Annotated in this window: 25 protein-coding genes; 6 read left to right on the top strand and 19 right to left on the bottom strand. The window is 69.9% G+C overall.

Going from position 1 to position 25,541, the window contains the following annotated elements; all coding sequences use genetic code 11:
• Window positions 1-160: 160 nt before the first annotated feature.
• From DEJ47_RS24290 to DEJ47_RS24280, 3 genes are read left to right on the top strand one after another with little or no spacing between them, the layout of a single operon-like run.
• Window positions 161-688, top strand: a complete 528-nt coding sequence (locus DEJ47_RS24290; protein WP_150171593.1) for a PadR family transcriptional regulator — start codon at window positions 161-163, stop codon at window positions 686-688.
• Window positions 685-1,371, top strand: a complete 687-nt coding sequence (locus DEJ47_RS24285; protein WP_150171591.1) for an ABC transporter ATP-binding protein — start codon at window positions 685-687, stop codon at window positions 1,369-1,371. Before DEJ47_RS24290 ends, DEJ47_RS24285 begins: the two co-directional genes overlap by 4 nt.
• The gene (locus DEJ47_RS24280) at window positions 1,368-3,713 is read left to right on the top strand and encodes an FtsX-like permease family protein (RefSeq protein WP_223828479.1); all 2,346 of its coding nucleotides are present in this window, start codon (window positions 1,368-1,370) and stop codon (window positions 3,711-3,713) included. The genes DEJ47_RS24285 and DEJ47_RS24280 overlap by 4 nt, the downstream gene beginning before the upstream one ends.
• 99 nt (window positions 3,714-3,812) lie before the next feature.
• Here the strand turns inward: DEJ47_RS24280 and DEJ47_RS24275 are convergent, their stop codons facing one another.
• Window positions 3,813-4,766, bottom strand: a complete 954-nt coding sequence (locus DEJ47_RS24275; protein WP_223828478.1) for a LysR substrate-binding domain-containing protein — start codon at window positions 4,764-4,766, stop codon at window positions 3,813-3,815.
• 131 nt (window positions 4,767-4,897) lie between these two features.
• On the opposite strand from DEJ47_RS24275, the gene DEJ47_RS24270 reads away from it, so the two are divergent.
• Both DEJ47_RS24270 and DEJ47_RS24265 read left to right on the top strand, forming a co-directional pair.
• A complete protein-coding gene (locus tag DEJ47_RS24270) occupies window positions 4,898-5,452 on the top strand; it encodes a peroxiredoxin (RefSeq protein WP_150171589.1) in 555 nt (184 codons plus the stop codon).
• A 15-nt stretch (window positions 5,453-5,467) separates the two neighbouring features.
• A complete protein-coding gene (locus DEJ47_RS24265) occupies window positions 5,468-5,998 on the top strand; it encodes an alkyl hydroperoxide reductase (RefSeq protein ID WP_150171587.1) in 531 nt (176 codons plus the stop codon).
• 101 nt (window positions 5,999-6,099) lie between these two features.
• On the opposite strand, the gene DEJ47_RS24260 is transcribed toward DEJ47_RS24265, so the two are convergent.
• From DEJ47_RS24260 to DEJ47_RS24245, 4 genes are all read right to left on the bottom strand, one after another.
• Window positions 6,100-7,473 (bottom strand): AI-2E family transporter, encoded by a 1,374-nt coding sequence (locus DEJ47_RS24260; protein ID WP_150171585.1) that lies wholly within the window; start codon window positions 7,471-7,473, stop codon window positions 6,100-6,102.
• 137 nt (window positions 7,474-7,610) lie between these two features.
• Entirely contained in the window at window positions 7,611-8,348 is a 738-nt protein-coding gene (locus DEJ47_RS24255; RefSeq protein ID WP_190415526.1) for a transglycosylase SLT domain-containing protein, read from the bottom strand.
• 391 nt (window positions 8,349-8,739) lie between these two features.
• Window positions 8,740-10,062: a PhoH family protein gene (locus tag DEJ47_RS24250; RefSeq protein ID WP_150171581.1), complete on the bottom strand. Its 1,323-nt coding sequence runs from the start codon at window positions 10,060-10,062 to the stop codon at window positions 8,740-8,742.
• Between the two features lie 332 nt (window positions 10,063-10,394).
• Window positions 10,395-11,156, bottom strand: coding sequence for an isoprenyl transferase (locus tag DEJ47_RS24245; protein ID WP_150171580.1), 762 nt, complete (start codon window positions 11,154-11,156; stop codon window positions 10,395-10,397).
• A 128-nt stretch (window positions 11,157-11,284) separates the two neighbouring features.
• On the opposite strand from DEJ47_RS24245, the gene mgrA reads away from it, so the two are divergent.
• On the top strand, window positions 11,285-12,322 hold the full coding sequence (gene mgrA, locus DEJ47_RS24240) for an L-glyceraldehyde 3-phosphate reductase (RefSeq protein ID WP_150171578.1): 1,038 nt from the start codon (window positions 11,285-11,287) through the stop codon (window positions 12,320-12,322).
• Window positions 12,323-12,446: 124 nt separating this feature from the next.
• Here mgrA and DEJ47_RS24235 read toward each other — a convergent pair whose 3' ends face one another.
• The 14 genes from DEJ47_RS24235 to DEJ47_RS24170 all read right to left on the bottom strand — a co-directional run bounded on the left by DEJ47_RS24235 (window position 12,447) and on the right by DEJ47_RS24170 (window position 25,499).
• Window positions 12,447-13,001, bottom strand: a complete 555-nt coding sequence (locus tag DEJ47_RS24235; protein ID WP_150171576.1) for a hypothetical protein — start codon at window positions 12,999-13,001, stop codon at window positions 12,447-12,449.
• Between the two features lie 601 nt (window positions 13,002-13,602).
• Window positions 13,603-14,433, bottom strand: a complete 831-nt coding sequence (locus tag DEJ47_RS24230; RefSeq protein ID WP_150171574.1) for a class I SAM-dependent methyltransferase — start codon at window positions 14,431-14,433, stop codon at window positions 13,603-13,605.
• 50 nt (window positions 14,434-14,483) lie between these two features.
• Window positions 14,484-15,125 carry an OmpA family protein gene (locus DEJ47_RS24225; RefSeq protein WP_150171572.1) on the bottom strand — a complete coding sequence of 214 codons (642 nt, stop codon included), beginning with the start codon at window positions 15,123-15,125 and terminating at the stop codon, window positions 14,484-14,486.
• Window positions 15,126-15,129: 4 nt separating this feature from the next.
• The gene (locus tag DEJ47_RS24220; RefSeq protein ID WP_150171570.1) at window positions 15,130-15,735 is read right to left on the bottom strand and encodes a hypothetical protein; all 606 of its coding nucleotides are present in this window, start codon (window positions 15,733-15,735) and stop codon (window positions 15,130-15,132) included.
• Between the two features lie 32 nt (window positions 15,736-15,767).
• Window positions 15,768-16,322 (bottom strand): pilus assembly protein TadG-related protein, encoded by a 555-nt coding sequence (locus tag DEJ47_RS24215; protein ID WP_241194251.1) that lies wholly within the window; start codon window positions 16,320-16,322, stop codon window positions 15,768-15,770.
• Window positions 16,323-16,375: 53 nt separating this feature from the next.
• Window positions 16,376-16,594 (bottom strand): hypothetical protein, encoded by a 219-nt coding sequence (locus DEJ47_RS24210; protein WP_190329637.1) that lies wholly within the window; start codon window positions 16,592-16,594, stop codon window positions 16,376-16,378.
• A 287-nt stretch (window positions 16,595-16,881) separates the two neighbouring features.
• Window positions 16,882-17,772 (bottom strand): DUF5936 domain-containing protein, encoded by an 891-nt coding sequence (locus DEJ47_RS24205; RefSeq protein ID WP_223828477.1) that lies wholly within the window; start codon window positions 17,770-17,772, stop codon window positions 16,882-16,884.
• 36 nt (window positions 17,773-17,808) lie between these two features.
• Window positions 17,809-18,756 (bottom strand): type II secretion system F family protein, encoded by a 948-nt coding sequence (locus DEJ47_RS24200; RefSeq protein ID WP_150171568.1) that lies wholly within the window; start codon window positions 18,754-18,756, stop codon window positions 17,809-17,811.
• Entirely contained in the window at window positions 18,753-20,090 is a 1,338-nt protein-coding gene (locus DEJ47_RS24195; RefSeq protein ID WP_150171566.1) for a CpaF family protein, read from the bottom strand. The genes DEJ47_RS24200 and DEJ47_RS24195 overlap by 4 nt, the downstream gene beginning before the upstream one ends.
• 41 nt (window positions 20,091-20,131) lie before the next feature.
• Window positions 20,132-20,461, bottom strand: coding sequence for a TadE/TadG family type IV pilus assembly protein (locus tag DEJ47_RS24190; RefSeq protein WP_150171564.1), 330 nt, complete (start codon window positions 20,459-20,461; stop codon window positions 20,132-20,134).
• 83 nt (window positions 20,462-20,544) lie between these two features.
• Complete coding sequence (locus tag DEJ47_RS24185) at window positions 20,545-22,167, bottom strand: CpaE family protein (protein WP_150171562.1); 1,623 nt, start codon at window positions 22,165-22,167, stop codon at window positions 20,545-20,547.
• 10 nt (window positions 22,168-22,177) lie between these two features.
• The gene (gene cpaB / locus DEJ47_RS24180) at window positions 22,178-22,888 is read right to left on the bottom strand and encodes a Flp pilus assembly protein CpaB (RefSeq protein ID WP_150171560.1); all 711 of its coding nucleotides are present in this window, start codon (window positions 22,886-22,888) and stop codon (window positions 22,178-22,180) included.
• 105 nt (window positions 22,889-22,993) lie between these two features.
• Window positions 22,994-23,962 carry a hypothetical protein gene (locus DEJ47_RS24175; protein WP_317850836.1) on the bottom strand — a complete coding sequence of 323 codons (969 nt, stop codon included), beginning with the start codon at window positions 23,960-23,962 and terminating at the stop codon, window positions 22,994-22,996.
• Window positions 23,963-24,179: 217 nt separating this feature from the next.
• Window positions 24,180-25,499, bottom strand: coding sequence for an Nramp family divalent metal transporter (locus tag DEJ47_RS24170; protein WP_150171558.1), 1,320 nt, complete (start codon window positions 25,497-25,499; stop codon window positions 24,180-24,182).
• Between the last annotated feature and the right edge of the window lie 42 nt (window positions 25,500-25,541).

Below are 25,541 nucleotides of genomic sequence, written 5' to 3'. Positions count from 1 at the left end.
GATCCGGTCTTTTGCGGACGTGACAATGAGCACCTGCCCCTCAGGAACCGACGTCCATGGGGCCCGGATGGTTGCCCGGCCTCGCACAAGTGTGCTCCACGACTGGTGTATGCACCGGGCGTATACACCGCACGTATACACACCGTGTAGAGTGCTCCGCATGTCCATTGGCCACACCCTTCTGGGACTCCTGGAGTCCGGCCCCCGGCACGGATACGACCTCAAGCGCGCCTTCGACGAGAAGTTCGGGCACGACAAACCCCTGCACTACGGCCAGGTCTACTCGACCATGTCCCGCCTCCTGAAGAACGGCCTCGTCGAGGTCGACGGCATAGAGGCGGGCGGCGGTCCGGAGCGCAAGCGGTACGCGATCACCGAGGCCGGCATCACGGATGTCCAGCGGTGGCTCGCCACCCCGGAGAAGCCGGAGCCCTACCTCCAGTCCACCCTCTACACCAAGGTCGTCCTCGCGCTCCTCACCGAACGCGACGCCGCCGAACTCCTCGACGTCCAGCGCGCCGAACACCTGCGCCTGATGCGCATCCTCACCGACCGCAAGCGCAAGGGCGACCTCGCCGACCAGCTGATCTGCGACCACGCGCTGTTCCACCTCGAAGCCGACCTGCGCTGGCTGGAGCTCACCGCCGCGCGCCTCGGCAAGCTCGCCCAGGAGGTGCGCTCCGCATGACCCCCGCAGGTTCCCTTCTCGTGGCCCAAGGACTCCGCAAGTCGTACGGCCCCACCACCGCGCTCGACGGCGCCGCCTTCTCCATCCACCCCGGTGAGGTCGTCGCCGTCATGGGTCCTTCCGGCTCCGGAAAGTCGACCCTGCTGCACTGCCTCGCCGGCATCGTCCGTCCCGACGAGGGCTCCATCACGTACAACGGCCGCTCCCTGACCGGCCTCTCGGACGCCGAGCTGAGCGCCCTGCGCCGCAGCGAGTTCGGGTTCGTCTTCCAGTTCGGCCAGCTCGTCCCCGAGCTCACCTGCGTCGAGAACGTCGCGCTCCCGCTGCGCCTGAACGGCGCGAAGCGCAAGGAGGCCGAGGCCACCGCCCGTACCTGGATGGAGCGCCTGGAGGTCGACGACGTCGCCGCCAAGCGGCCCGGCGAGGTCTCCGGCGGCCAGGGCCAGCGTGTCGCCGTCGCCCGCGCCCTCGCCACGAGCCCGCGCGTGATCTTCGCCGACGAGCCGACCGGCGCCCTCGACTCGCTCAACGGCGAACGCGTCATGGAGCTCCTGACCGACGCGGCCCGCTCCACCAACGCGGCCGTCGTCCTCGTCACCCACGAGACCCGCGTCGCCGCCTACTCCGACCGCGAGATCATCGTGCGCGACGGCCGCTCCCGCGACATGGAGCGGATCGTATGAGTGCCTGGACACGCGACCTCGCCATGGGCATACGGTTCGCCGCGGGCGGTGGTCGCGAGGGCTGGATCCGTACGATCCTGACGGCCGTCGGCGTCGGCCTCGGCGTCGCCCTGCTGCTCGGCGCGGCCTCCGTGCCGAACATGCTGCAGAACCGCGACGACCGGTCGGTCGCCCGCACGCCGGCCACCGCGATGGACGGCAAGCCGCCGAAGGCCGACGACACGACGATCTTGGTGCGCGACACCGGCACCGAGTTCCACGGGCGCACGCTGACCGGCAGGTTCCTGAAGGCGGACGGCGACCACCCGGTGCTGCCGCCGGGGCTCGACAAGATCCCCGCTCCCGGCGAGATGGTCGTCTCGCCCGCCCTGCGCGACCTGCTCGACGACCCGTCGAACACGCTGCTCAAGGAGCGCTTCGGCAAGTACCGCCAGACCGGCACCATCGGCGAGGCGGGGCTCATGTCCCCCCTTGAGCTCTACTACTACGTGGGTGCCGACCCACTGACCTCCGCGCACGGCGCCCACCGCGTCTCGGGCTTCGGCCAGGACGACTCCCTGCCCCTCGACCCGTTCCTGATGGCGCTCGTCGTGCTGATCTGCGTCGTCCTGCTCACCCCCGTGGCGATCTTCATCGGCACCGCGGTCCGGTTCGGCGGCGACCGGCGCGACCGGCGGCTCGCCGCCCTGCGGCTCGTCGGCGCGAGCGCCCGCTCGGTGCGCAGGATCGCCGCGGGGGAGGCGCTGTTCGGGGCGCTGCTCGGGCTCGTCGCCGGCGCCGTGCTCTTCCTGCTCCTGCGCGAACTGGTGGGCGTGGTCGACCTGACGAACGTCAGCGCGTACCCGTCCGACATGGTGCCCGCGCCCGGCCTGGTGGCGCTGGTCGTGGTGGCGGTGCCGGTGTCGGCGGTCCTGGTGACGCTGATCTCGCTGCGCTCGGTCGCCATCGAGCCGCTCGGCGTGGTCAGGGGCGGCAAGCAGCGCAAGCGCAGGCTGTGGTGGCGGCTCGTCGTGCCGGCCGCCGGTATCGCCATCCTGCTGCTCTCCGGCCGCATCGACGCCGACATGGGCAACGACGCCGTCAACGTGACCGCGATCGCGGTGGGTTCGGCGCTCGCCCTGATCGGGCTCAGCGCGCTGCTCCCCTGGCTCGTCGAGGCCGCCGTGGGACGGCTGCGCGGCGGTCCCGTGCCGTGGCAGCTCGCCGTCCGCAGGCTCCAGTTGACGTCGGGCACGGCGTCCCGCGCGGTCAGCGGCATCACCGTCGCGGTGGCGGGCGCGGTGGCCCTGCAGATGATGTTCGCGTCCATGCACGACGAGTTCAACCAGATCACCGGGCAGGATCCGACGCGCGCCCAGCTGACGGTGCACAGCATGACCGGCGACGGCCCGCTCGCCCAGCGCATGATCGACGACTTCGCCGGGACGGAGGGCGTCACGAAGGTCATCGGGACCGTCCAGGCGTACGTCACGCGGCCCGGCGGCAAGAACGCCGACGGCATGACGCCGACCACGGAACTGACCATCGGCACCTGCGCGACCCTCCGCGAGCTCGCCGAGCTCCGCTCCTGCGAGGACGGCGACACCTTCGTCTCGCACACGGGCAGCCGGGAGCAGAACGACTGGGTCGACACGACGGCACGCCCCGGCAAGCCGGTCAACGTCGGACCGGACCCCGACTTCAACAAGGGTGCGAAGCCGGTCCTGTGGACGCTGCCGAAGGACACGCCCACGGTTCAGGCCCGGCGCAACCCGTCCGGCACGAAGTTCGACGGCATCTTCGCCACCCCCGGCGCGGTCGACATCAAGATGCTGGACGACGCGAGTACGAGCTCCTGGGTCAAGCTCGACCCGAACACGCCGGACGCCGACGAGCACGTACGCAACGCGGCGGCCCGCATCAGCCCCTTCCTCGGCGTGGACTCGCTGAAGGCGGTGGACCGCGACAAGCAGTACGCGTCGATCGCGCGCGGCCTGCAGATCGGCGCGAGTGTCACGATGGCGCTGATCGCCGCGTCGATGCTGGTGTCGCTGATGGAGCAGCTCCGCGAACGCAAGCGGCTGCTGGCGGCGCTCACCGCGTTCGGCACGCGGCGCTCGTCGATGGCGTGGTCGCTCCTGTGGCAGACGGCGATCCCCGTCGCCCTCGGCCTGGCCCTCGCCATCGCCGGCGGCCTGGGCCTCGGCGTGGTCATGACCCGCATGATCGGCAAGAGCGTCACGGACTGGTGGTCCTTCATCCCCTTGACGGGCGCGGGAGCGGCGATGGTGGCGGCGGTGACGCTGCTGAGCCTCCCACCACTACGCAGAATGATGCGCCCGGACGGCCTGCGGACGGAGTGACTCCCCGAGCGCCCCTGGGGGCCCGCAGGGGCCCTTCCAGGGGCGCGGGGCTGTCACATCCGCCACGTGGGCGCGGTCAGCCCCCACCGGCCCGCGGAATCAGACGACCCGCACCGGCAGGGGCCGCACCGCCTCCTTGAGGGCGGAGGCCAACTCCTCATACTCGGCAGCCCGCGCAGCCCCCGTACGCATGGCGAGCGCGATCCGCCGAGTAGGAGCGGGATCCGCGAAGTACCCCGTCAGGAGCTGGTTGCTGCGCGTGGTCTCCACGCGCACCGCCGTCCGAGGCAACAACGTCACCCCCAGCCCACCCGCGACCAACTGAACAAGCGTCGAGAGCCCCGCGGCCGTCGTCGTGACGGGCGCGTCCGCGCGGCCCGCCTCCCGGCAGATGTCGAGCGCCTGGTCCCGCAGACAGTGGCCCTCGTCCAGGAGCAGCAGGTTCAGCTCCTTCAGCGCCTCGCGCGGAATCCCCTCCCGGCCCCCGAGCCAGTGGTCGAGGGGGGTCACGAGCACGAAATCCTCGTCGAAGAGCGGGAGTTCGGTGACGCCCTGCATGCCGAGGGGCACGGCGAGGAGCAGCAGGTCGAGCCGGCCCGCGGTGAGCCCTTCGAGAAGCGAGGAGGTCTGCTCCTCGTGGACCTGGAGGTCGAGGTCCGGATACCTCTCGTGGACCAGGCCGATCACGGTCGGCAGGAGATACGGCGCGACCGTCGGGATGACGCCGAGCCGCAGGGCGCCCGTGAACGGCGCCTTCACCGCGTCGGCCTCCTCCATGAGCGCCTCGACCTCGTCGAGGACCGCCCCGACCCGCACCGCGAGCCGCTCCCCCGCGGGCGAGAGGAGCACCTTGCGCGTGGTCCGCTCCAGGAGCTGGACACCCAGTGCCTCCTCCAGCGCGGCCACGGCCCCCGAGAGCGCGGGCTGGCTCATCCCGATCGCCGACGCGGCATCGCGGAAGTGCAGATGCTCGGCCACGGCGGCGAACGCGCGCAGCTGCGCCAGGCTGGGTTGTTTGCCACTGGGCTGCTTGCCCCTATTTATGGCTCGCACTGATAGCTACCTCCGATCAACACGACCCACTCTAGCTATTTCCCTAATCAATGCACCCTGTGCCACCATCGACATCAGTCCAACCCCACAGGAAAGTCCTCAAAAGGGACTCTCTCGCGCAAGGAGTACGTGTGCTCACTGTCGGTGACAAGTTCCCCGAGTTCGACCTGACCGCCTGCGTCTCGCTGGAGCAGGGCAAGGAGTTCGAGCAGATCAACCACAAGACCTACGAAGGCAAGTGGAAGATCGTCTTCGCGTGGCCCAAGGACTTCACCTTCGTGTGCCCGACCGAGATCGCCGCGTTCGGCAAGCTGAACGACGAGTTCGCCGACCGTGACGCCCAGATCCTCGGCTTCTCCGGCGACTCCGAGTTCGTGCACCACGCCTGGCGCAAGGACCACCCGGACCTGACGGACCTGCCCTTCCCGATGCTGGCCGACTCGAAGCACGAGCTCATGCGTGACCTCGGCATCGAGGGCGAGGACGGCTTCGCGCAGCGCGCCGTCTTCATCGTGGACCAGAACAACGAGATCCAGTTCACGATGGTGACCGCCGGTTCCGTGGGCCGTAACCCCAAGGAGGTCCTCCGGGTCCTCGACGCCCTGCAGACCGACGAGCTGTGCCCGTGCAACTGGAGCAAGGGCGACGAGACCCTCGACCCGGTCGCGCTGCTCTCCGGCGAGTGAACGGAGTCTTCTGACATGGCACTCGACGAACTGAAGTCCGCCGTACCGGACTACGCCAAGGACCTGAAGCTGAACCTCGGCTCGGTCATCGGCAACTCGGACCTGCCGCAGCAGCAGCTGTGGGGCACCGTGCTGGCCTGCGCCATCGCGTCCCGCTCCCCGAAGGTGCTGCGCGAGCTTGAGCCCGAGGCGAAGGCGAACCTCTCCCCCGAGGCGTACACGGCCGCCAAGTCGGCCGCCGCCGTCATGGCGATGAACAACGTCTTCTACCGCACGCGTCACCTGCTCTCCGACCCGGAGTACGGGACGATGCGCGCCGGTCTGCGGATGAACGTCATCGGCAACCCCGGGGTCGAGAAGGTCGACTTCGAGCTGTGGTCCCTCGCGGTCTCCGCGATCAACGGCTGCGGCCAGTGCCTGGACTCGCACGAGCAGGTCCTGCGCAAGGCCGGGGTCGACCGCGAGACGATCCAGGAAGCCTTCAAGATCGCCGCGGTCATCCAGGCGGTCGGCGTCACGCTGGACTCCGAGGACGTCCTCGCGTAACGCGCCGTACGACACGACAGTGGGCCGGAACCCTCGGGTTCCGGCCCACTTCGCGTTTCCGACGCCGTCGCATTCGATTCGGGGAGTCGTTCGGGGAGTCGTCAGTCCGTACGTGCGGACTGCGGCGGCTCGTCCGTCGGCGCCGCGCCCTCCCGCGCCTCGTCCGCCCCCGCCGCGCCCACCGGCGAAGCGTCCATCGCCGTCGCACCCCGCGGCTGCGGCGCCTGCTTGAGCGCGGCCTCGCGGGAGTACGCCCGCAGATAGCCGACGACCGTGTTCGTGACGGCCACCAGCGGCACCGCCACGACCGCGCCGCCGACCCCGGCGATCATGCCGCCCGCGGCGACCGAGAGGATCACCGCCAGCGGGTGCACCCGCACCGCGCGGCCGAGGATGAACGGCTGCAGGATGTGGCCCTCGATCTGCTGCACGGCGAGGACCACCACGAGCGCCATCACCGCGGTGAACACGCCCTGCGTGACCAGCGCGACGACGACCGCGAGGGCGCCGGAGACCACGGCACCGACCAGCGGCACGAACGCGGCGAGGAAGATGATGACGGCGAGCGGCACCGCCATCGGCACACCGAGGAAGTAGATGCCGAGGCCGATGAAGATGGCGTCGATCAAGGCCACTATCACCGTGCCGCGCACGTACGCGGTGAGGGTGCGCCACGCCCGCGGGCCCGCGCCCGCGATGCCGGGCCGCGCCTGGGCGGGCACCAGCTTCAGGAACCACTGCCAGATGCGCTTGCCGTCGTAGAGCAGGAAGAGCGTCGAGAACATCGCGAGCAGGATGCCGGTGAGCGTCTCGACGATGACCGTGACGCCTTCGAGGCCCGCGGAGGTGAGCTCCTCCGTGTTGGCGCCGACCGCGTCCCGCAGGCTCTTGGCGATGTCGTTGATCTGGTCCTCGGTCACGTGGAACGGGCTGTTGAGGAGCCACTTGCGCAGGTCCTCGATGCCGTCCTGGATCTGCCGCGACAGTTCGTCGGCGTTCTCCATGACCTGCCACACCACGAACCAGCCGACCAGGCCCATGATGACGAAGCCGAGGATCGCGGTGACCGCCGTCGCGAGACCGCGCGGCAGACCCATTCTCCTGAGCCGGGCCACCGTGGGCTGGAGCAGTGCGGTGATCAGCAGCGCGGCCACGAACGCGAGCACGACCAGCTGGACCGCGCTGATGACCTTCATCAGGACCCAGAGGGTGCCCGCGAGGATCAGGAGCCGCCAGCCGGCCTCCGCGGCGACGCGCATGCCCCAGGGCACGGCGTCCACGGGGTCGGGTCTGGCCGCTATGGCCGGCGCGTACGCCGGTGGCGCGGGCACCTGGTCGTAGTCCTCCGTGGAGGCGTCTCTCGGCTCGTCGGTGTCCGAGTCGGCGTCCCTGTCGCGGCGCTGCTCGTTCAACCGCTCGCCCATCCCGCTCAGTCCGGCGCCGAGCCGGCCGAGCCACCCTGGCACTCGCGACATGATCCGTCCTCTACCCCCGTCTTTCCCCACCACTCCCCCCTGGAGCTGTCCGGACCGACCGTACACGGGCGAGGCCCCTCACCGTAGGACGGTGAGGGGCCTCGCGAGGTTGAGCGCGGTACGGCCGCACGAGGGGCCTAGTACCAGTTGTTCGCCTGCCAGAAGCTCCATGCTCCGCACGGGCTTCCGTAGCGGTCGTTCATGTAGTTCAGGCCCCACTTGATCTGCGTGGCCGGGTTGGTCTGCCAGTCGGCGCCCGCCGAGGCCATCTTGGAACCGGGCAGCGCCTGGACGAGGCCGTAGGCACCCGAAGAGGCGTTGACCGCCTTGTAGTTCCACGTGGACTCGTGGTTGACGATGTTGCTGAAGCACTGGAACTGGTCCCCGGGGACCATCTGCCGTGCCATCGCCTGGACCTGAGCGACCGTGTAGGAGCCCTGGGGCTTGAAGCTGGAGGCGTCGCGGGCGGAGGAGCGGCTGGCCTTGGTCTCGGCCTTCTCCTCACGCTCCTTCTTGAGCGCGGCCTTCTTGGCCGCCTCTTCCTTCTCCGCGGCCTTCTGCTTCTCGATCGCCGATGCGGCGGCCTGCTTGCGGGCCTCCTCCGCTGCGGTCTTCTTCGCTGCGGTGTCGGCGGCCATGGCCTGCGCGTCGGCCTGCTGCGTCAGGGACGCGGTCTGGACCTGGGCCTGCTGACCCGCGGGTATGTCTGCGAGGAGCGTCGCGTCGCTTGCCGCTGCCTCGATGTCGTTCGTGTTCGAGGGCTGGGTGTCGCCCGAGGCGACACCCACGACAGCGCCGACGGTGGTGACCGCGGTGGCAGAAGCCACGGCGAATCCCCGGACCGAAATCCGGCTCACACGGTTTCCTTCCAGCATCGCCCGCATAGGTGACCTCGCGGACGCAATCGTGCCCCTGGCACTGGCCTCCGCTGGTCCATCGGTCACGGGAGGCACGGACCCGGTGGACAACTCCCGTGACGGGAGCGTCGCGTGATGCTTCGGGCGGCATGCGACAGTCACTATGAAGTTCTGTGGTGCTCGAGTTGTCGTACCGCTGGGGGTACACGTGTGTCGCATGCGGGGCCTGACAGGACCCAGACTCTGCCCCAGCCGGACACCGCAAGGCAATTCTCCGTTGCGTGGGAAAGCTCACACCCCGTTTGCCCCAGGAGTTTTCCGGAAACAGGGGTGCAGCAAGACGCCGCCCGGCTAGGCTCCTTCGCTTTGCCGGACGGCGTCCTGAGTGGTGCAACTGCCATGTACTGCCTCAGATGTGACCGTCCTCCAGCATTTCGGTCACCAGGGCCGCGATCTGCGACCGCTCCGAGCGGGTGAGCGTCACGTGCGCGAAGAGCGGATGCCCCTTCAGCTTCTCGACGACGGCGACCACGCCGTCGTACCGCCCCACGCGGAGGTTGTCGCGCTGCGCCACGTCATGGGTCAGTACGACACGGGAGTTCGCCCCGATTCGGGACAGAACGGTCAACAGGACGTTCCGTTCCAGGGATTGCGCCTCGTCCACGATCACGAACGCGTCGTGCAGCGAGCGTCCGCGGATGTGGGTGAGCGGGAGCACTTCGAGCATCCCGCGCGCGGTGACCTCCTCGATGACCTCCTTGCCCGCCACCGAGCCCAGCGTGTCGAAGACCGCCTGCGCCCAGGGCCCCATCTTCTCGGCCTCGGTGCCGGGCAGATAGCCGAGCTCCTGCCCACCCACCGCGTACAGCGGCCGGAAGACCATCACCTTCTGGTGCTGCCTGCGCTCCAGGACGGCCTCCAGGCCCGCGCAGAGGGCGAGCGCCGACTTGCCGGTGCCCGCGCGCCCGCCCATCGAGACGATGCCGACGTCCGGGTCGAGGAGCAGATCGAGCGCGACCCGCTGCTCCGCGCTCCTCCCCTTCAGCCCGAATGCCTCGCGGTCGCCGCGCACGAGCCGGACGTTGCCCTCCGCCGTGACCCGGCCGAGGGCCTTGCCCCGCTCGGACTGGATGGTGAGGCCCGTGTGCACGGGCAGCTCCGCCGCCTCGGGGACATAGAGGGTGTCCTCCTCGAAGAGGAGATCCACCTGTTCACCGGAGAGCGTCAGTTCGGACATGCCGGTCCAGCCGGAGTCCGTGATGGCGAGCTCGGCGCGGTACTCCTCGGCGAGGAGCCCCACCGACGACGCCTTGATCCTGAGCGGCAGGTCCTTGGAGACGACCGTGACGTCGTACCCCTCCGCCTGGAGATTGCGTGCTACGGCGAGAATCCGTGAGTCGTTGTCCCCCAACCGGTAGCCGGCCGGGAGCACGCCGGGATCGGAGTGGTTGAGCTCGACGCGCAGCGAGCCGCCCAGGTCCCCGATGGGGATCGGGGCGTCCAGGCGGCCGTGCCGGATACGGAAGTCGTCCAGCAGGCGCAGCGCCTGCCGGGCGAAGTAACCGAGCTCCGGGTGGTGCCGCTTGGCCTCCAGCTCCGTCACCACGACGATCGGCAGCACGACTTCGTGCTCGTCGAAGCGGGTCAGGGCGTTCGGGTCGGCCAGCAGGACGCTGGTGTCGAGAACGTAGGTGCGCCTGTCGGGCATGCGGCGCTTTGTGCTGTTCACCACGGAAGGACGTACCCCCTCGGATGAGGTCGGGGAGCGACGGGAGGGATACCGGGGGCGATCCGGCGGCTGTGAACCGGACCGGTCACGGGCCGCGATGCGCGGGCCGAGTACCGGCCCTCCACGTCGCCCGCGCTGCTCACACGGTCGTCCTGGTGCAAAGGACCTCCCGGGCGGACGGCCCATGCCGTCCGCTGAGATACGACGTCCCTGTCGGACACTGCTCGGACGTCGACCTGGAAGGGGTATTCCCTCGAACATGCGCAGCCATGCCAGGGCATATGACGACGCGTTGGTTAACTCTGGGTGGCCCCGACCTCAGGGGCGCCGCGGAGTCATCCCCCGTAACGGCGGTGGCGGGCCGCGTAATCACGCAGCGCACGCAGGAAATCGACCTTGCGGAAGGCCGGCCAGAAGACTTCGCAGAAGTAGTACTCGGAGTGCGCGGACTGCCAGAGCATGAATCCGGAGAGCCGCTGCTCACCACTCGTACGGATCACCAGGTCGGGGTCCGGCTGGCCGCTGGTGTAGAGGTGCTTGGAGATCTGGTCGATGTCGACGCTCTCCGCGGCCTCCTCCAGGGTACGGCCCTTGTCCGCCTGCTCCAGGAGCAACGAGCGGACCGCGTCGGCGATCTCCTGGCGCCCGCCGTAGCCGACGGCGACGTTGACCAGTATCCCGGTGTTGGTGCGGGTCGCCTCCTCGGCTTCCTTCATGACCATCTGGGTGTGGGCGGGCAGCAGGTCGAGCGCGCCGACGTGGTGCACGCGCCAGCGGCCGTCGGCGACGAGCGAGCGGACGGTGGCCTCGATGATGCCGAGGAGCGGCTTCAGCTCGTCGTCGGGACGGTCGAAGTTGTCGGTCGAGAGCATCCACAGCGTGACGACCTCGACGTCCGTCTCCGCGCACCAGCCGAGGAACTCCTCGATCTTGTGTGCGCCCGCCTGGTGGCCCTGTGCGGTGGTCCCGCCCGCAGCCTTCGCCCAGCGACGGTTGCCGTCGAGGATGACCCCGATGTGCTTCGGCACCTGGTCGTGGTCGAGGCGGCCTTCCACCCGGCGTGCGTAAAGTCCGTACACCAGGTCGCGCAGGTTCACGTGTGTCAGCCTCCAGCAGATGGCGATCTCCAGGGGCGCGCCCAGAGCAACCCCGAGGGCGACACCCTACCGCCGCTCAAGCGTCCCTCCACAGTCGGGTACTAGGACGCTGAAGTAGCTTCGTACCCATGAACGACACGTCTATGTATCGCGCGGCACAGGACCGGTACGACTCGATGGAGTACCGCCGTACGGGCCGCAGCGGCCTGAAGCTGCCCGCCGTCTCGCTCGGTCTCTGGCACAACTTCGGCGACGACAAGGCCCTCGACACGCAGCGCGCGATCCTGCGCCGCGCCTTCGACCTGGGCGTCACGCACTTCGACCTGGCGAACAACTACGGTCCGCCGCCCGGTTCCGCGGAACTCAACTTCGGCAAGCTCTTCGCCCAGGACTTCGCCCCCTACCGCGACGAGCTGGTCATCTCGACCAAGGCGGGCTACCTGATGCACCCGGGCCCGTACGGCGAGTGGGGCAGCCGCAAGTACCTGCTGTCGTCGCTGGACGCGTCACTCGACCGGATGGGTCTCGACTACGTAGACATCTTCTACTCCCACCGCTTCGACCCGGACACCCCGCTCGAGGAGACGATGGGTGCGCTCGCCTCCGCGGTGCAGCAGGGCAAGGCGCTCTACGTCGGCGTGTCGTCGTACAACAGCGAGCAGACCGCGGAAGCGGCGCGGCTGCTGCGGGAGATGGGCGTGCCGGCGCTCATCCACCAGCCGTCGTACTCGATGATCAACCGCTGGACGGAGGACGACGGGCTGCTCGACACGCTGGAGGCGGCGGGCATGGGCTGCATCTCCTTCGTCCCGCTCGCGCAGGGCCTGCTCACGAACAAGTACCTGAACGGCATTCCGGAGGGCTCGCGCGCGACGCAGGGCAAGTCCCTGGACCCGGATCTCCTGAGCGACGAGGTCGTACGCCGCCTCAACGGCCTGAACGACATCGCGGCCGGCCGCGGCCAGTCCCTGGCCCAGCTCGCCCTCAACTGGGTGCTGCGCGACGAGCGGATGACGTCGGCGCTGATCGGCGCGTCCAGCGTCCGGCAGCTGGAGGAGAACGTGGCGGCGCTCGCGGGCCCGAAGCTGACGGACGAGGAGCTGACGGCGATCGACACGTTCGCGGTGTCGACGCCGGGCACGAACATCTGGGCCGGGCGGGGCTGATCCGGCGGGGCGGACGTGAGGGAGCCCCGGGCGGAGACACGTGCTCCGCCCGGGGCTCCCTCACGTCTGTCCCGGGCGTGCCGGGCGCGCCGGGCGTACCGGCCGAGCCGGGCGTGTCGGTCCGTCAGGCGCGCGGGCGCTTGAACCAGGCGCCGGCGGCGCTCTGCGAGAGCAGGATGACCGTGGCGATCGCGCCGAGCATCGGCAGCAGACCGCCCGGGTTGCCCCCGGCCGTGCCGCCGAGCCCGAAGAGGATCTGCACGCTCATCAGGACGATGCACGTCACCCGTATGCCGTGACCCGCGCTGCCGAACCGGAAGGCCATGCCGGCCGCGACGAGAAGGCAGACGTTCACGCCGAGCGCGGCGCCGCCCGTCTCCGGGTTGACGGCGGCTATCAGGATGATGCTGCCGAGGACGGTGAGCCCGGCGAGCACCCATATGACGATCTGCGCGGCGCGGACGACGCCGGGCATCTTCGGAGGACCCATCGGCCCTGCCCCGTAGCCGTACCCGTACCCGTACCCCTGTCCGTAGCCTTGCCCGTACCCCTGTGCGTATGCGTGGGCGGGGTCCTGGGCGGGGCCCTGGTAGGTGGGGAGGCCGGGCTGGGCCGGGGCCTGCTGCGGAGGGCCGGGCTGGTGGGGCGGGCCAGGGGGTGGGGGGAATGGGTTCGACATGTCCCTGACGATAACGGGATGTCGATCTTCCGCGGATTTCCGGCCGCTCCCCGGTGGCACAAAAAATCGGGCCGGTCCGTGGGGGGGAGACGGACCGGCCCGAGGGGGGGTTTCCACCATAACCCTTCGTAAGTGCTGCTGGGTGCATTGGCGCCCCACAACTACTCTCCGAGACCGGCCGACGACTGCGCGATCCCGTTCTACCGGCGGAATTACGGGTTCGGGGGCGAATTTCGGCCGGGCGTGGCGGTAACCCCGAAGAGGGACCCCTCGGATGTCGCGTGCTTGACGCGCCGGAGTGCCGGGCCGCTATTTGCGCCGGGGCGCGCGGATCGTCGCGGACGGCGCCGGGAGCAGTGGCGGGCGGGGTGGTGAGTGACGGCTCGCGGTGCCGCGCGGTCCCCTCCACTGCGCGGCACCGCACGCGCGGTTTGCTCACGCGAATTAGCCTTGGTCTGAACTTACGCGACACCCGGGGACGGAACGAGCCAGTATTGATAACGATGCGGAATCAAGGCTTCTAGTTCGGTGGGTACATGGTGATGTAGCGATATTTGGATCGTTACGCCCGCTTGCAGGGTCCGAGCGGCTTTAGGCGCCCCTATTCCGGCTTGCGGAGCTCGAAGAGGTGCCGCGTGCTGTGGGCCACGAAGGGGCCTTCCGCCCGGATGCGGTCGTGGAGTTCACGCAGCCGCGGCCGGTACGCCTCCACGGTGAAGCCCGGGACCATCCACACCACCTTGCGCAGGAAGTGGACGACCGCGCCGATGTCGCGGAACTCCATGCGCAGCCGCTCCGCGCGCAGCTCGACGACTTCGAGCCCCGCGGCTTCGGCCTCGGCGCGCTCCTGGTCCGGGTGGCGGGCGTTCCTGACGTCCTCCGCCTGCGGACCGAGAAAATACTCCACGACTTCGAAGACGCTGGCGGGTCCGACGTGCTGCGCGAAGTACGTACCACCGGGCCGCAGGACACGGGTGATCTCGTCGAAGCGGGGCTTCACCGGGTGACGGCTGGTGACGAGGTCGAACGCGCCGTCGGCGAACGGCAGCGGTGCGTCCTCCGGTGCCGCGACGACCACGACCCCGCGCGGGTGCAGCAGGGCGGTGGCCTTCGCGACGTTCGCGGGCCAGCCTTCCGTGGCGACGGCGAGCGGCGGAAGCGTGGCGGCGGAGGCCAGCACTTCGCCGCCACCGGTCTGGATGTCCAGGCTCGCGGAGGCGCGGGCGAGCCGTCGGGCCATCGCCTCCGCGTATCGCCACGAGGGCCGTTCCTCGGTGGCCCGCCCCTCGAACCAGGAGAAGTCCCACCCTTCGGTGGGCGCGGCCTCGGCCTCGGCCACGAGGTCGTCGAAGGTACGGGGCGCTTGGCGCGGACCCTGAACCTGGCCCTCGCCGCTCTTGCCCCGGCCCTGGTCTGCGGGATTGCTGTTCATGGGGCAATCCTGGCATTGGGGGCGGGGTGGGGCGAGGGCGGGCGTGGGGCTCAGCCGGTGGTTTCCGTGCCGGGGGCGTCGTCCGTCGTGCCTCGGGGGAAGGACACCTCGACGCGGCGGTTCTTCTTGCGGCCCTCCTCTGAACCGTTGTCCGCGATGGGGTAGTCCTCGCTGTAGCCGCGAACGGAGTACGTGACGTCCGGGCCGAGGTGGCTCGCGAGCCTGTCGTGGACCGCTTCGGCGCGTTCGCGGGAGAGTTTCTTGCCGTGGCTGTAGGAGCCGAGGTTGTCCGTGAAGCCGAAGACGCGGACGTCCGTGGCCTTCTGGGCCTCGGCCTCCTCCGCGATCGCCTGGATGCGGGCGTTCGCCTCGGGGTTCAGCTTCGAGCTGTCCTTGGGGAACAGGACTTCCGCCTGCAGCGCGAACTTCACGTCGGTGTTGGTGTCCTCGCGGCGCTCCTCGCCGCCGAGGTCCTCGACGACGGACTTGATGTCCAGCACCTTGGCCGGCGCGAGCGTGGCGCCGTCGGCGAGCTTCAGCCCCGGACTGTTGGCGTCCACCTTCGGGGGTGGGGAGGTGGTGGTGCTGCCGGGTGGGGCGGGGGGGTCTTCGTCGGCGTGGGCCGACGGGGCGATGAGGATCAGGGTCGTGAGGGTGGCGGCGCCCGCGAGGTGGCGGAGGTGGCGGGTCATGCGGTCACTCGCCCTGGGAGATCTCGATGGGGGCGGGCGGCATCGACCCCACCTGGAAGGTGACCTTGTCCGTTCCTTCTGGGGGGGCGGGGAACTGGGCGAACCAGTCGGCTGTCTGACTGGGTTTGACGCCGCCGGTGAACTTCGTGCACAGGCATCGCCCCTCGGTGTCCCGCAGCACCAGGTACTTCTTCTTGCCCACGTTGTCGATCAGGTTCGCACCTGCCACGGAGGAACCATTCTTGTTCAGCTCACGTTCCTCGCCACGCCAGTTGGCAGCTGCCCAGAACCTTCCACCGTTGTTCGTCACCTTGCCGGAGACCGTGACAAAACCGCCCGCATCCCGGACGGCCGAGGTGACCGTCAGGGTGATGTTTTCCTCACCCTTGACCTCAGCCAGGACTTCGTCCGTCTCGGGCGTCTGTTCGCTCCCATCCTTACCGCCGCCCCCTTTGCCCTGCCCAGAAGACGATGTCGAGGTCGCGCTTTTCTCGGCTTCGTCGCCGTCACCGTCTCCGCCGCCGCAACCGGCCACCGTGAAGACCAGCCCAGTCGTGATCGCGACAGCGGTCATTGCCCTGCGGGTCGTCGCGGTACGCCGAATGTTCATCGCTACGGCTTCCTTCTCTCGTCGATCGCTTGTCAGTCGGCCAGGTGGACAGAGAAGAGAACGGAGGCGTCCGGGAGATCTTCCGGCTCGAAGTCTTCGGGGTCGATCTCGAAGGATTCGCCGCCGTCGCAATCGAATTCCACGACCTTCTCAGGATCGCTCGAGGGGTCCATGTCACAACGCGGTTTGATGACGGCAGTGGCGTCAGCCTTGGCGTGCTGTGTCTCCGTACCGGGAATGACGGAGTCGCCCACCGTGTAGTTGGTCCGGATCGACACCTTGTAACCGGGGGACCCGTTCACCACGGTCGATGTGAGGTCTTTGACCTGTGCGTCGTTGTCGGCGGCGAGTACGTCGGCCGCCGCTCGGGCGGCCCCGGCATCGGTGGGCGGGACACCCGTGAGCCAGTCGAGCCAGCCATCGCCCTCGCCGATGGACAGACCGAGCTCTTCCGCCAGTTCATCCCTGGACTCCTGCGCGGCAGCCAACGCTGCGGCGTCGGCTGCGGACTGGGCACCGTTGCGCGCCGACGCCGCCTGGGCGAAGGCAAAGAAGGCCAGGGCGGCGAAGAGCAGAATGCCCGTCAGCCAGATGTAGATGGGGAGCGTCTGCCCACTGTCAGCGCGAGAAAGGCACCGCGTCAGCCGCCGACCACGTCGGAGACGGCATCCTGGATGGCTCCTGAGATCTGGCCGTCGAGCCCCAGACCGTCGATCAGGACGAAGATCCCCGCAATAAGAATCATCAGCCCCGCATACTCCACAAACCCCGCCCCCGAATCCCGCCCTTCCCCCCGAACCCGCGACGCCACGGAGACCGACCAGTCGACCCAGACTTTGAGCACGCGTTCCTTCAGCACGACGGACCCTTCTTTCCCACCCGATACCGCGCCCTTTGTGGTCAGAGGCAACGTACGCCACACGGCGTGCGTCGGCAGCAACTCTGCGCGACGTATGCGGTAACCGGCGTGCCGGGCCCGCAAGTTGGCGGGTTCTCTTCCCCCTCGTCGAGATCACCATGCACGAAGTCCCCTCACGCGAACCGTGAACTCAGTCCTGACTGTCCCACATCGAGTTGCATCCGCGAAGAGCTTTCGCGAAGTCGTTCATTGCGTTCATCTCAGCGGCCCCCGCCATACGCCTCCGCTCAACGGTCCAGAATGGAGCCGAAGTCGGAGCCCGAGCCCAGGAACATGCCCGCCGCGATCAGGATCATCGTGGCGGGGAGCATGAAGACGAGCGTCACCATCGTCGCCTTGGGGATCGTCTTCGCCGCCCGGCGGCGGGAGTTCTGCGCGTCCGTGCGCCGCATGTCCGTGGCGATCTGGATCAGCGTGTCAGCGATCGGCGAGCCCAGCTCCTCCCCCTGTTGGAGCGCCGAGACGAACTGGGCGACCTGCTCGGACGCGTTGCGGCGGCGCAGGTCGTCGAAGGCCTGGCGGCGGCTCACGCCCATGTCCATCTGGCGCAGCGTGATGCGGAGTTCGTCCGCCCACGGACCCTCGTACCGTTCAGCGACGCGGTCCAGCGCCTGGCGGAAGCCCAGGCCCGCCGAGACCACGACGGCCAGGACGTCCAGGAAGTCGGGGAGCGTGCGGTCGATGACCTCGCGGCGTTCGCGGATCGCCTGCCAGATCAGCGCGTCCGCCGCCACCGCGCCGAAGGCGAGGGTCAGCAGGCCGAAGAGCGGGGAGCCGTTGGTGAGAAAGACCAGGCCGAGGACGAGGCCGAAGACGCCGTAGACCGCGCGCCGAGCGGCGTAACGGTCGATCGTCAGGCCGCCGGGGTTGCCCGCCATGTCTATCCGGCGGCGCTTGGCGTCGACCCGTTTCGGGCCCATCAGCCGCAGGACGAGGGGCGCGAAGCGCATGCCGAGGCGGTCCACCGCCGAGCCGGCCACCGACACCCGGGTCGCGCCGACCTCCAGGGCCACGGCCAGGTCGGTCGGCAGCTTCGCGTCCGCGCGGTACATGCGGATGCCCAGGCAGACGCCCGCCACGGCGAGGCCCATCACAGCCGCTAGGAGCAGGCTCAGCACGGGGACTTCCTCCTTCCTCGACTTCCCACCGGACACCTACACTTCGATCTTTCCCAGGCGGCGGATCACGAAGAAGCCGACGCCGTACAGGCCCAGGGAGATCAGGATCAGCGTCTGGCCGAGCGGTGAGCCTGTGACCCGCGCCAGCGCGCCCTCGTTCGACGAGTTGATGAGGAGCAGGGAGCCCAGGCCCAGGAGCGGGACCGTGAACGCCGTCGCGTTGACCTCCGAGAGCATCGTGCGGACCTCGCGCCGTGTCTCCTTGCGGTCCTCCAGGGTCTGCGTGAGGTTCCGCAGGGAGTTGACCACCGTGCCGCCCGCCTTGTTGGACAGGACGAGGGTTGTGACCAGGACGACCAGTTCGCGGGAGGGGAGGCGGGCGGCGAGTTCGCCCAGTGTGTCGTCGATGGAGCGGCCCATCGTCAACTGGTCGGCCACATGGGAGAGCTCCTCGCCCGCGGGGGCTTCCAGTTCCTCCGCCGCCATCGCCAAGGACGTGCGCAGCGCCAGGCCCGCCGCCGTCGCGTTCGCCAGGATGCGCGCCACGTCGGGGAGCTGGTTGATGAACGCCTCGATGCGTTTCTGGCGCTGCCAGTTGAGGAACGCCACGGCCCCCCATATCGCCACGACGCCGGCGATCGGGCCGAAGAACGGGGCCAGGGTCGCGGCCGCGATCAGCCAGAGGGCGGCGACGACCGCGACGACGTACGTGAAGAACTCCCCCGCCGTGAGGTCGAGGCCCGTCGAGGACAGGCGCAGGTGGATCGCGCGGCCGAGGCGGGTGCGGCGCAGGCGGCGGTCGACGGCGGCGAAGCGGCGGGTGCGGGCGGGCGGGCCTCCGTCGCCCGTGCCGGGGCCGAGCGCGAGGCGGTCCACCAGGGCTTGGCGCTGGGCGCGGCCCGACGCGTACGTGTGGACGCCGGCGACCGCGAGCGTGCCCGTCAGGAGGGTGGCGCCCAGGGCGATGAGGGCGGGGTCGTTCATCCGATGGCTTCCCTCGTGTCCAGTACGTCGATGGCCTCCGCCACCCCGAAGGCCGGTGGCACCGGTTCGTTCGCCACGTACAGCTTGTCGGCGACCTCGCGCGGCAGCGGCAGGTGCTCGAAGTGGCCGTGCACGACGCGGTCCGCGCCGAGCGGGCGGGGCACGAAGCGGGAGACCGGGACGATGCGGAAGTGCTGGCGGCCGTGGGAGACGAGCAGCACGATCTCGGCGACCTTGCGGGAGCCGTCGCCGTGCCGGGCGAGCTGGACGACGACGTCGACGGCCGAGTTGATCTGGTCCTTCAGCGCCTCGAAGGGGATCTGGACCTCCGACATGGAGCCGAGGGTCTGGAGGCGCATCAGGGCGTCCTCCGCGGTGTTCGCGTGGACGGTGGCGAGTGAGCCGTCGTGGCCCGTCGACATGGCCTGGAGCATGTCGAGGGTCTCGCCGCCGCGGACCTCGCCGACGATGATGCGGTCGGGCCGCATGCGGAGGCTGTTGCGGACGAGGTCGCGGATGGTGATCTGGCCCTTGCCCTCCACGTTCGGGGGGCGGGACTCCAGGCGGATCACGTGTTCCTGCTGGAGCTGGAGTTCCGCCGAGTCCTCGATGGTGATGATGCGTTCGCGGGCCGGGATGAGGCCGGAGAGCGCGTTGAGCAGGGTCGTCTTGCCGGTGCCGGTGCCGCCGCTGACGATGAGGTTGAAGCGGGCGCGCACGAACGCGGAGAGCAGCATCAGCATGTGCTCGTCGAGGGAGCCGAGGCCGATGAGTTCGGGGAGGGTGTAGGCGCGCGGGAAGCGGCGGATCGTGAGGGTGGCGCCGGTCAGGGCGAGCGGCGGGATGATCACGTTGACGCGTTCGCCGGTGGGCAGGCGGGCGTCGACCATGGGGTTCGACTCGTCGACGCGGCGGTTGACGGTCGACACGATGCGTTCGATCGTCTGCATGAGCTGGTCGTTCGAGGCGAAGCGGAGGGGGAGCTGTTCGACGCGGCCCGCGCGCTCCACGAAGATCGAGTCGGGGCCGTTGACCATGATCTCGGTGATGGAGGTGTCGGCGAGGAGCGGTTCGAGCACGCCGAGTCCGAGGGCCTCGTCGACGACGCGGCGGATCAGCTGGGAGCGTTCGGAGGTGGAGAGGACGGGGCCTTCGCGGCTGATGATGTGGCCGAGGACGCGCTCCAGGCGGACGCGGCGGTCCGCGGCCGTGAGCGACGACATCTCGGCGAGGTCGATCTCCTCCAGGAGCTTGGAGCGGTAGACGGCGACGAGGCCGTCGTCGCGGCTCGGCTCGGTCTGGTGGGTGGGGGCCACGCGGTCGCGCAGACTCATGTCGTCCTTCAACCTCCCTCGTGGATACGGGCCGTACCGGGTCAGTCCGTGTCCGGTGCGTCGTCGTTCGGCATCGTCGCCTCCTTGGTGACGCTCCAGTCCGTGTCGATGAAGGGGAGCAGGGTGGGCACCTGGACCTCGACCGTGGCGGTCGTCGTGGCGCCGCCCTTGCTGACGCCGACGGACGCGGTCAGGCCGTCGTCCATGGCGGCGGCGCCCGCGGCTTCGCCGGAGTCGCCCTGCGAGGCGGCGCGGGCGGCGGCCCTGGCGCCGGAGCCCGCCTGGTTGGCGGCGTAGCCTATGAGGCCGAGCTGGATCGCGGCGAGGCCGATGAGCAGCAGGATCGGCAGGAAGCCGGCGAACTCCAGCATGGAGACGCCGTGGTCGCCCCAGCGGCGGCGCGGGTGACGGTGACAGTGCCCGGCGCGGGCCCGGGGCCGTGTCCATGACCTCCTCACCCGTCCTCCCCCTCCTTCGCCGCCCCCGCTTCCCCGTCCACGTGCCATCCCGCGTCGAAGCCCGGGAAGAACACGGGTACGTCCACCGAGACGTGGGCCTTCCACACCGTGCCCTCGTCCGTGCAGGACACCGACGCGTCCTGCCAGGCGTCGGGGAGGTGCTGCCGGGCGGCGTCGGAGCAGGCCCCGTCCGCGCCCTCGCCCGCCGCGTACGCCGCCGTGGCCGCGCGTGCCGCCTCGTCCGCCGCGTTTCCGGCGAGGGAGTACGTGTAGCCGTACAGCGCGCACTGCCAGAGGATCGCCATGACGGCGAGCAGCAGCGGGAACATCCCGGCGAATTCGAGGGTGACGGCGCCGCGGTCGCCGGTCGTCGCCTTCCTGCGCAGGGCGAGGCCGCGTTTGCCGCCGGTGCCCGCCGCGTCCGGGTCGACGAGGCCGAGTTCGCCCGCGAGGCCCCAGAGGGCCTGTTTGACGGAGGAGCGGCTTTCGAGGTCCTGCATGCGGCCCGCGTCGACGGCTGCCTGCAGTTCCTTGAAGTTGGCGGGCACGGTGGTCCGTGCGGTCTTGGTTCCCGTGACGCGTTCGACGAGGACGGGCTGGATCTCCGCGGTCTTGCCGTGCCGGTTGACGACGGTGACGGTCTCCTCCGCCTTGCGGATCTGCAGCCGGTCCCAGAGGCGGACCATCCGTTTGGCGGCGCGGACGGCGACGACGTCGGGGGTGACGAGCAGCAGGGCGCGGTCGGCGAGTTCGACGGCGGTGGCTCCGGCGCCGGTGACGTAGGTGCCGCAGTCGACGATGACGACGTCGTAGCGGGCGCGGAGGGCACCGATGGTCTGGCGGGCGACGCGGTCGGTGACCTCTTCGCCGCGTTCGCCGTCGGCGGGGGCGAGGAGCAGGCCGATGCCGGTCTCGTGGGTGTAGACGGCGTCCTGGAGGACGCGGGGCGTGATGTCGGAGATGGCGGCGAGGTCGGCGATGGAGCGGCGGAACTGCACGTCGAGGTAGGAGGCGACGTCGCCGGACTGGAGGTCGAGGTCGACGAGGGCTACGCTGTGGCCGGACGCGCGGGAGGCAAGGGCGAGGTGGACGGCGGCGAGGGTGGTGCCGACGCCGCCCTTCGCTCCGCTGACGGTGACGACGGTGCCCGCGCCCGCCCCGCCCCCGCCGCCCGCGTACAGCTCCAGCCCCCCGCCGTTGCCGTTGCCCAGGTGCCTGCGCATCCCGGTGGACCAGGAGGCGGCGGCCTGGACGCGTTCGGCGAGGGCTTCGTAGGCGAGCGGGAGGCCGACGATGCCGCGGGCGCCGGAGTCCATGGCGGCGGTGAGGAGCCCGGGGCTGGTGTCGGCGGTGATGAGGACGACACCGACCGCGGGGAAGCGCAGGACGAGGTCGCGGATGAGGTCGAGGGCGGGGACGGGCCCGATGCGCTCGTGGACGAGGACGACTTCGGGCAGCTCGTCGACGGACTCTGCGGCGAGCCGCGCGAGGGTGTCGAGGAGCTCCGTGGAGTCACCGACGGGCAGGGCGGGCTCGGTATCGGGAAGCTGCCCGGCAAGGGTGGACAGCGCACGGGCCGCGTCGATGTCACCGACCGCGGGGAGGATCCGAGTGGTCATGCCTGACCTCCTACTTGTCCTCGTCGAGGGTGTATGTCCGGTCGCGGGGCGGCACGGTGGCGTCGCCGCCCGCGCCGACCAGGGCGAGTCGGACATGCGTGGCGAACGATTCGGCGTACGCGACGCGCTGGGCGTCCGCCGTGCCGAGGGCGAAGGTGATCGGAACCGCTTCCATGGCCCTGCGGCGCGTGCGGTCGTCCTGGTCGGGTTCGAGCGGGGTCAGTTTGCCGACGTCCAGCACCTTGGCGCCCTCCACGATGACTTTGGACTGGTCCTCGGCGTTGTCGGTTTCGCCCTTGAACGTGGCGTAGATGTTGACCTTCGAGCCGGGGGTGATCTTGCCCGCGACGCCGGTGGCCGCGTCGATCATGATGGCGATCTCCTGCTGGCCCGGGCCGAGTTCGGGGCGTCTGACGATCATGTCGGACTGCAGCAGCGAGCCCTCGCGCAGCTGGGTGACCGCGATCTTGCCGCGGATCTCGCGCAGGTCGGTGACCGCGTTGTCGGACAGCCACCGCTCGGGCATCTCGACCTTCTCGAACTGGTCGGCGGTGAGTTCCTTGTAGGGCGCGATGTCGCCCTTCAGCTTGTACGCGGGGACCTCGGGTCCGACCTTCGAGTTCGCGTCGCGGATCACCGAGAGGACGCCCGCGAACGCGCCGATCGCGCACAGGACCGAAAGGACCAGCAGGATGACGCCGCGGCGCTGGCGTGAGTTCATAAGCCGGACTACCTCGATCGAGTGCGATTGGCTACGGACAGTGAGCGGGGTGGCGCACGTGCGGTCGTCGGTCGCGTACGAGGAGCGGGGGCGGGCGGGTGCGGGCTACGTGGCGCCGCCCAGGGCGGTGGTGTCCGGCGCGGGGGCCGGGCCCGCGGCCGGGCGGAGCCGGTGGCTCGCGGGGACGAGGGTGCGCGTCGGCTGTGCGGGGCGCTCGCCGGGCGGCGGCAGGGGCGCGGCGCAGAACGCGCAGCGGTCACCGATGAGTTCGAGTCCGCACCAGTGACAGTCGTCGCGGCGGACGGACGACACCAGCTGGTAGAGGACGGAGATGTCGGGGATCGCCGCGGCGAACTCGACGAGTCTGCCCGTGGCCCACCAGCGTTCGGACTCGGCGGGCAGCCGCGTCTCGGTGACGTCCTGCGCCTTCCAGGCGGGGGCGAGCGTGCCGGTCACCCAGCCGGGGGCGAGGCGGCCGGGAGCGTAGAGGAGTCGCGTGGCGAAGCCGGGGGCTGCCAGCTCGGTCTCCTCGCCGCCGCCCGTCACCTTCACGAGCTCGGGGCTCGGCGTGGCGAGCGCCGCGAACTGGCTGCCGGGGAGCCAGGACTTGGCGTGCGACTCCAGGGTGACGTCGATCCTGCCGCGGTCGAGGCGGGCGACGGAGCCGAGGAGGGCGCCGGCGTAGATGTAGTGGGACAGGAGGCGGGCCGCGGAGGCCAGGACACCCGGACTGAAGTCGCAGACGGACAACTGCCGCAGCTGCAGGGCGAGTACGGCGAGGCCGAGCGGCGGCAGGTCGGAGCGGACGATGGCGATGCGGTCGCTCTCCAGGACGGAGCGGACGGCGTGCAGGCGCCGGGCGACGGACGCGGGCGCGGAGGACGGGCACAGCGCGATCACGTAGCCGTGGTGCTCGACGAGGGTGTGCGTCTCCGTGAGCGCCTGGTCCAGGGAGTACGTCCGCGGGGACCGCACGGCCGACTGGAGGACGGCGGCCGACGGGGTGTGCCGGTCGGGTGACGGCAGCACGAGGTCGGGGTCGGTGACGGCTATGGCGGTCGGCAACGCGTACACCCCCGGTGGTCGTGCACTCCTGCCTCAGCACCATATCCACGTCATGGTCGCCTCAACACCCAACTTCGCACTGTTCATGTGGAGGTGGGCGCGCACCGCCGGGCACCAAGTGATGTTTGGGGCCTTGACAACGCAATTGGTCTGGACCAGCTTGGACGACCACAGCGCCGCCGCTCCCCCGGCGGCGCTGCGCGCGTCCCGGTTCCCCCCGCCCCCGTCACCAGGGCAGGTCGCGCACCTGTTGCACGCACAGGACCAGGAAGAGCAGGCCCGCCCCCGCCAGCATCACGTTGCTGAGGATGCCGTTGCGCCACTGCTGGGGCGTGCGCGAGGAGTTGAGGAGCCAGAGCAGGGTGAGGGCGAGGAACGGCATGAAGAACGCGCCGAGGACGCCGTAGGCGATGACGAGGCCGAAGGGCTCGTCGAGGAAGAGCAGGCCCATCGGCGGGAAGGTCAGCCAGAGCAGGTACGCCCGGAACGGCGCGGACTTCTCGCGACGGCCGGCCGCGACCTCCTCGACCATGTTGCCCCCGTCGGCCGCCGCCGCGCCGCCGCGCTCGCGCCGCAGCCGCTCCACGAAGTCCGCGAACATGAGGCTCACGCCGTGCCACACGCCCATCAGCGCACCGAAGGACGTGGCGAAGAAGCCGACGAGGAAGAGGTTGGCGGTCACCGCGCCGAACTTGTCCTCAAGGACCTTGCCGAGGTCGATGAGGCCCCGGTCGCCGGAGGTGAGGGCGATGTTCGTGGAGTGCAGGAGCTCGGCGCCGATGATCATCATGGCGACGACGAAGACGCCGGTCGTGATGTAGGCGACGCGGTTGTCGAGCCGCATCACCTTGAGCCAGGTGATGTCGGTCCAGCCCTTGGAGTTCACCCAGTAGCCGTACGCGGCCATGGTGATGGTGCCGCCGACGCCGCCGATGAGGCCGAGCGTGTAGAGCAGCGAGCCGTCGGGGAGGGCCGGTACGAGGCCCGCGACGGCGTTGCCGAGGTCGGGGGCGACGCGGATGGCGACGTACACGACGATCAGGAACTTCATGCCGATGACGACCGTCATGGCCTTCTCGAAGACGGCGTACCGGTTGAACCAGACGAAGGCGAGGCCGAGCAGGCCGCAGAGGATCGCCCACGTCTTCAGGCTCGGCCCGTCCGGGAAGAGCGCGACGAGCGGGAGCGCGCTGGACGACATGGCGGTGGCTCCGTAGACGAAGCCCCAGATGACGACGTAGACGGCGAAGTAGTACGTGGTCCACTGGCCAAGGCTGCGCCAGCCCTCGAAAAGGGTGCGGCCGGTGGCCAGGTGCCAGCGGCCGGTCGCCTCGGCGAGGGAGATCTTCACCAGACAGCCGATGATGGCGGCCCACAGCAGGGTGTAGCCGAATTTGCTGCCCGCGATGAGGGTCGCGACCAGGTCTCCCGCGCCCACTCCGGTGGCCGCGACGACGATGCCGGGCCCGACGTATTTCCAGCTCGCCTTGCGGAGCCGAGGTTCCGCTTCGCCGGCGGTGGTGCCACTGCCTGTGCTTTCAGCCATGCCGATCAAGAAAGCGCATCGCGGTCCCGGGCACAAGAGGTT

The sequence above is a fragment of the Streptomyces venezuelae genome (assembly GCF_008642355.1).
Taxonomy (GTDB): domain Bacteria; phylum Actinomycetota; class Actinomycetes; order Streptomycetales; family Streptomycetaceae; genus Streptomyces; species Streptomyces venezuelae_B.
The sequence above is the reverse complement of the archived record's forward strand: the minus strand, read 5'-3'. Positions and strand labels throughout refer to the sequence as shown.

Coding starts and splice junctions, on each gene's coding strand:
- DEJ47_RS24290 (WP_150171593.1), top strand. CDS start 161: ATGTCCATTGGCCACACCCTTCTGGGACTCCTGGAGTCCGGCCCCCGG.
- DEJ47_RS24285 (WP_150171591.1), top strand. CDS start 685: ATGACCCCCGCAGGTTCCCTTCTCGTGGCCCAAGGACTCCGCAAGTCG.
- DEJ47_RS24280 (WP_223828479.1), top strand. CDS start 1,368: ATGAGTGCCTGGACACGCGACCTCGCCATGGGCATACGGTTCGCCGCG.
- DEJ47_RS24265 (WP_150171587.1), top strand. CDS start 5,468: ATGGCACTCGACGAACTGAAGTCCGCCGTACCGGACTACGCCAAGGAC.
- DEJ47_RS24260 (WP_150171585.1), bottom strand. CDS start 7,473: ATGTCGCGAGTGCCAGGGTGGCTCGGCCGGCTCGGCGCCGGACTGAGC.
- DEJ47_RS24255 (WP_190415526.1), bottom strand. CDS start 8,348: ATGCTGGAAGGAAACCGTGTGAGCCGGATTTCGGTCCGGGGATTCGCC.
- mgrA (WP_150171578.1), top strand. CDS start 11,285: ATGAACGACACGTCTATGTATCGCGCGGCACAGGACCGGTACGACTCG.
- DEJ47_RS24235 (WP_150171576.1), bottom strand. CDS start 13,001: ATGTCGAACCCATTCCCCCCACCCCCTGGCCCGCCCCACCAGCCCGGC.
- DEJ47_RS24230 (WP_150171574.1), bottom strand. CDS start 14,433: ATGAACAGCAATCCCGCAGACCAGGGCCGGGGCAAGAGCGGCGAGGGC.
- DEJ47_RS24225 (WP_150171572.1), bottom strand. CDS start 15,125: ATGACCCGCCACCTCCGCCACCTCGCGGGCGCCGCCACCCTCACGACC.
- DEJ47_RS24220 (WP_150171570.1), bottom strand. CDS start 15,735: ATGAACATTCGGCGTACCGCGACGACCCGCAGGGCAATGACCGCTGTC.
- DEJ47_RS24200 (WP_150171568.1), bottom strand. CDS start 18,756: ATGAACGACCCCGCCCTCATCGCCCTGGGCGCCACCCTCCTGACGGGC.
- DEJ47_RS24195 (WP_150171566.1), bottom strand. CDS start 20,090: ATGAGTCTGCGCGACCGCGTGGCCCCCACCCACCAGACCGAGCCGAGC.
- DEJ47_RS24190 (WP_150171564.1), bottom strand. CDS start 20,461: ATGCTGGAGTTCGCCGGCTTCCTGCCGATCCTGCTGCTCATCGGCCTC.
- DEJ47_RS24185 (WP_150171562.1), bottom strand. CDS start 22,167: ATGACCACTCGGATCCTCCCCGCGGTCGGTGACATCGACGCGGCCCGT.
- cpaB (WP_150171560.1), bottom strand. CDS start 22,888: ATGAACTCACGCCAGCGCCGCGGCGTCATCCTGCTGGTCCTTTCGGTC.
- DEJ47_RS24170 (WP_150171558.1), bottom strand. CDS start 25,499: ATGGCTGAAAGCACAGGCAGTGGCACCACCGCCGGCGAAGCGGAACCT.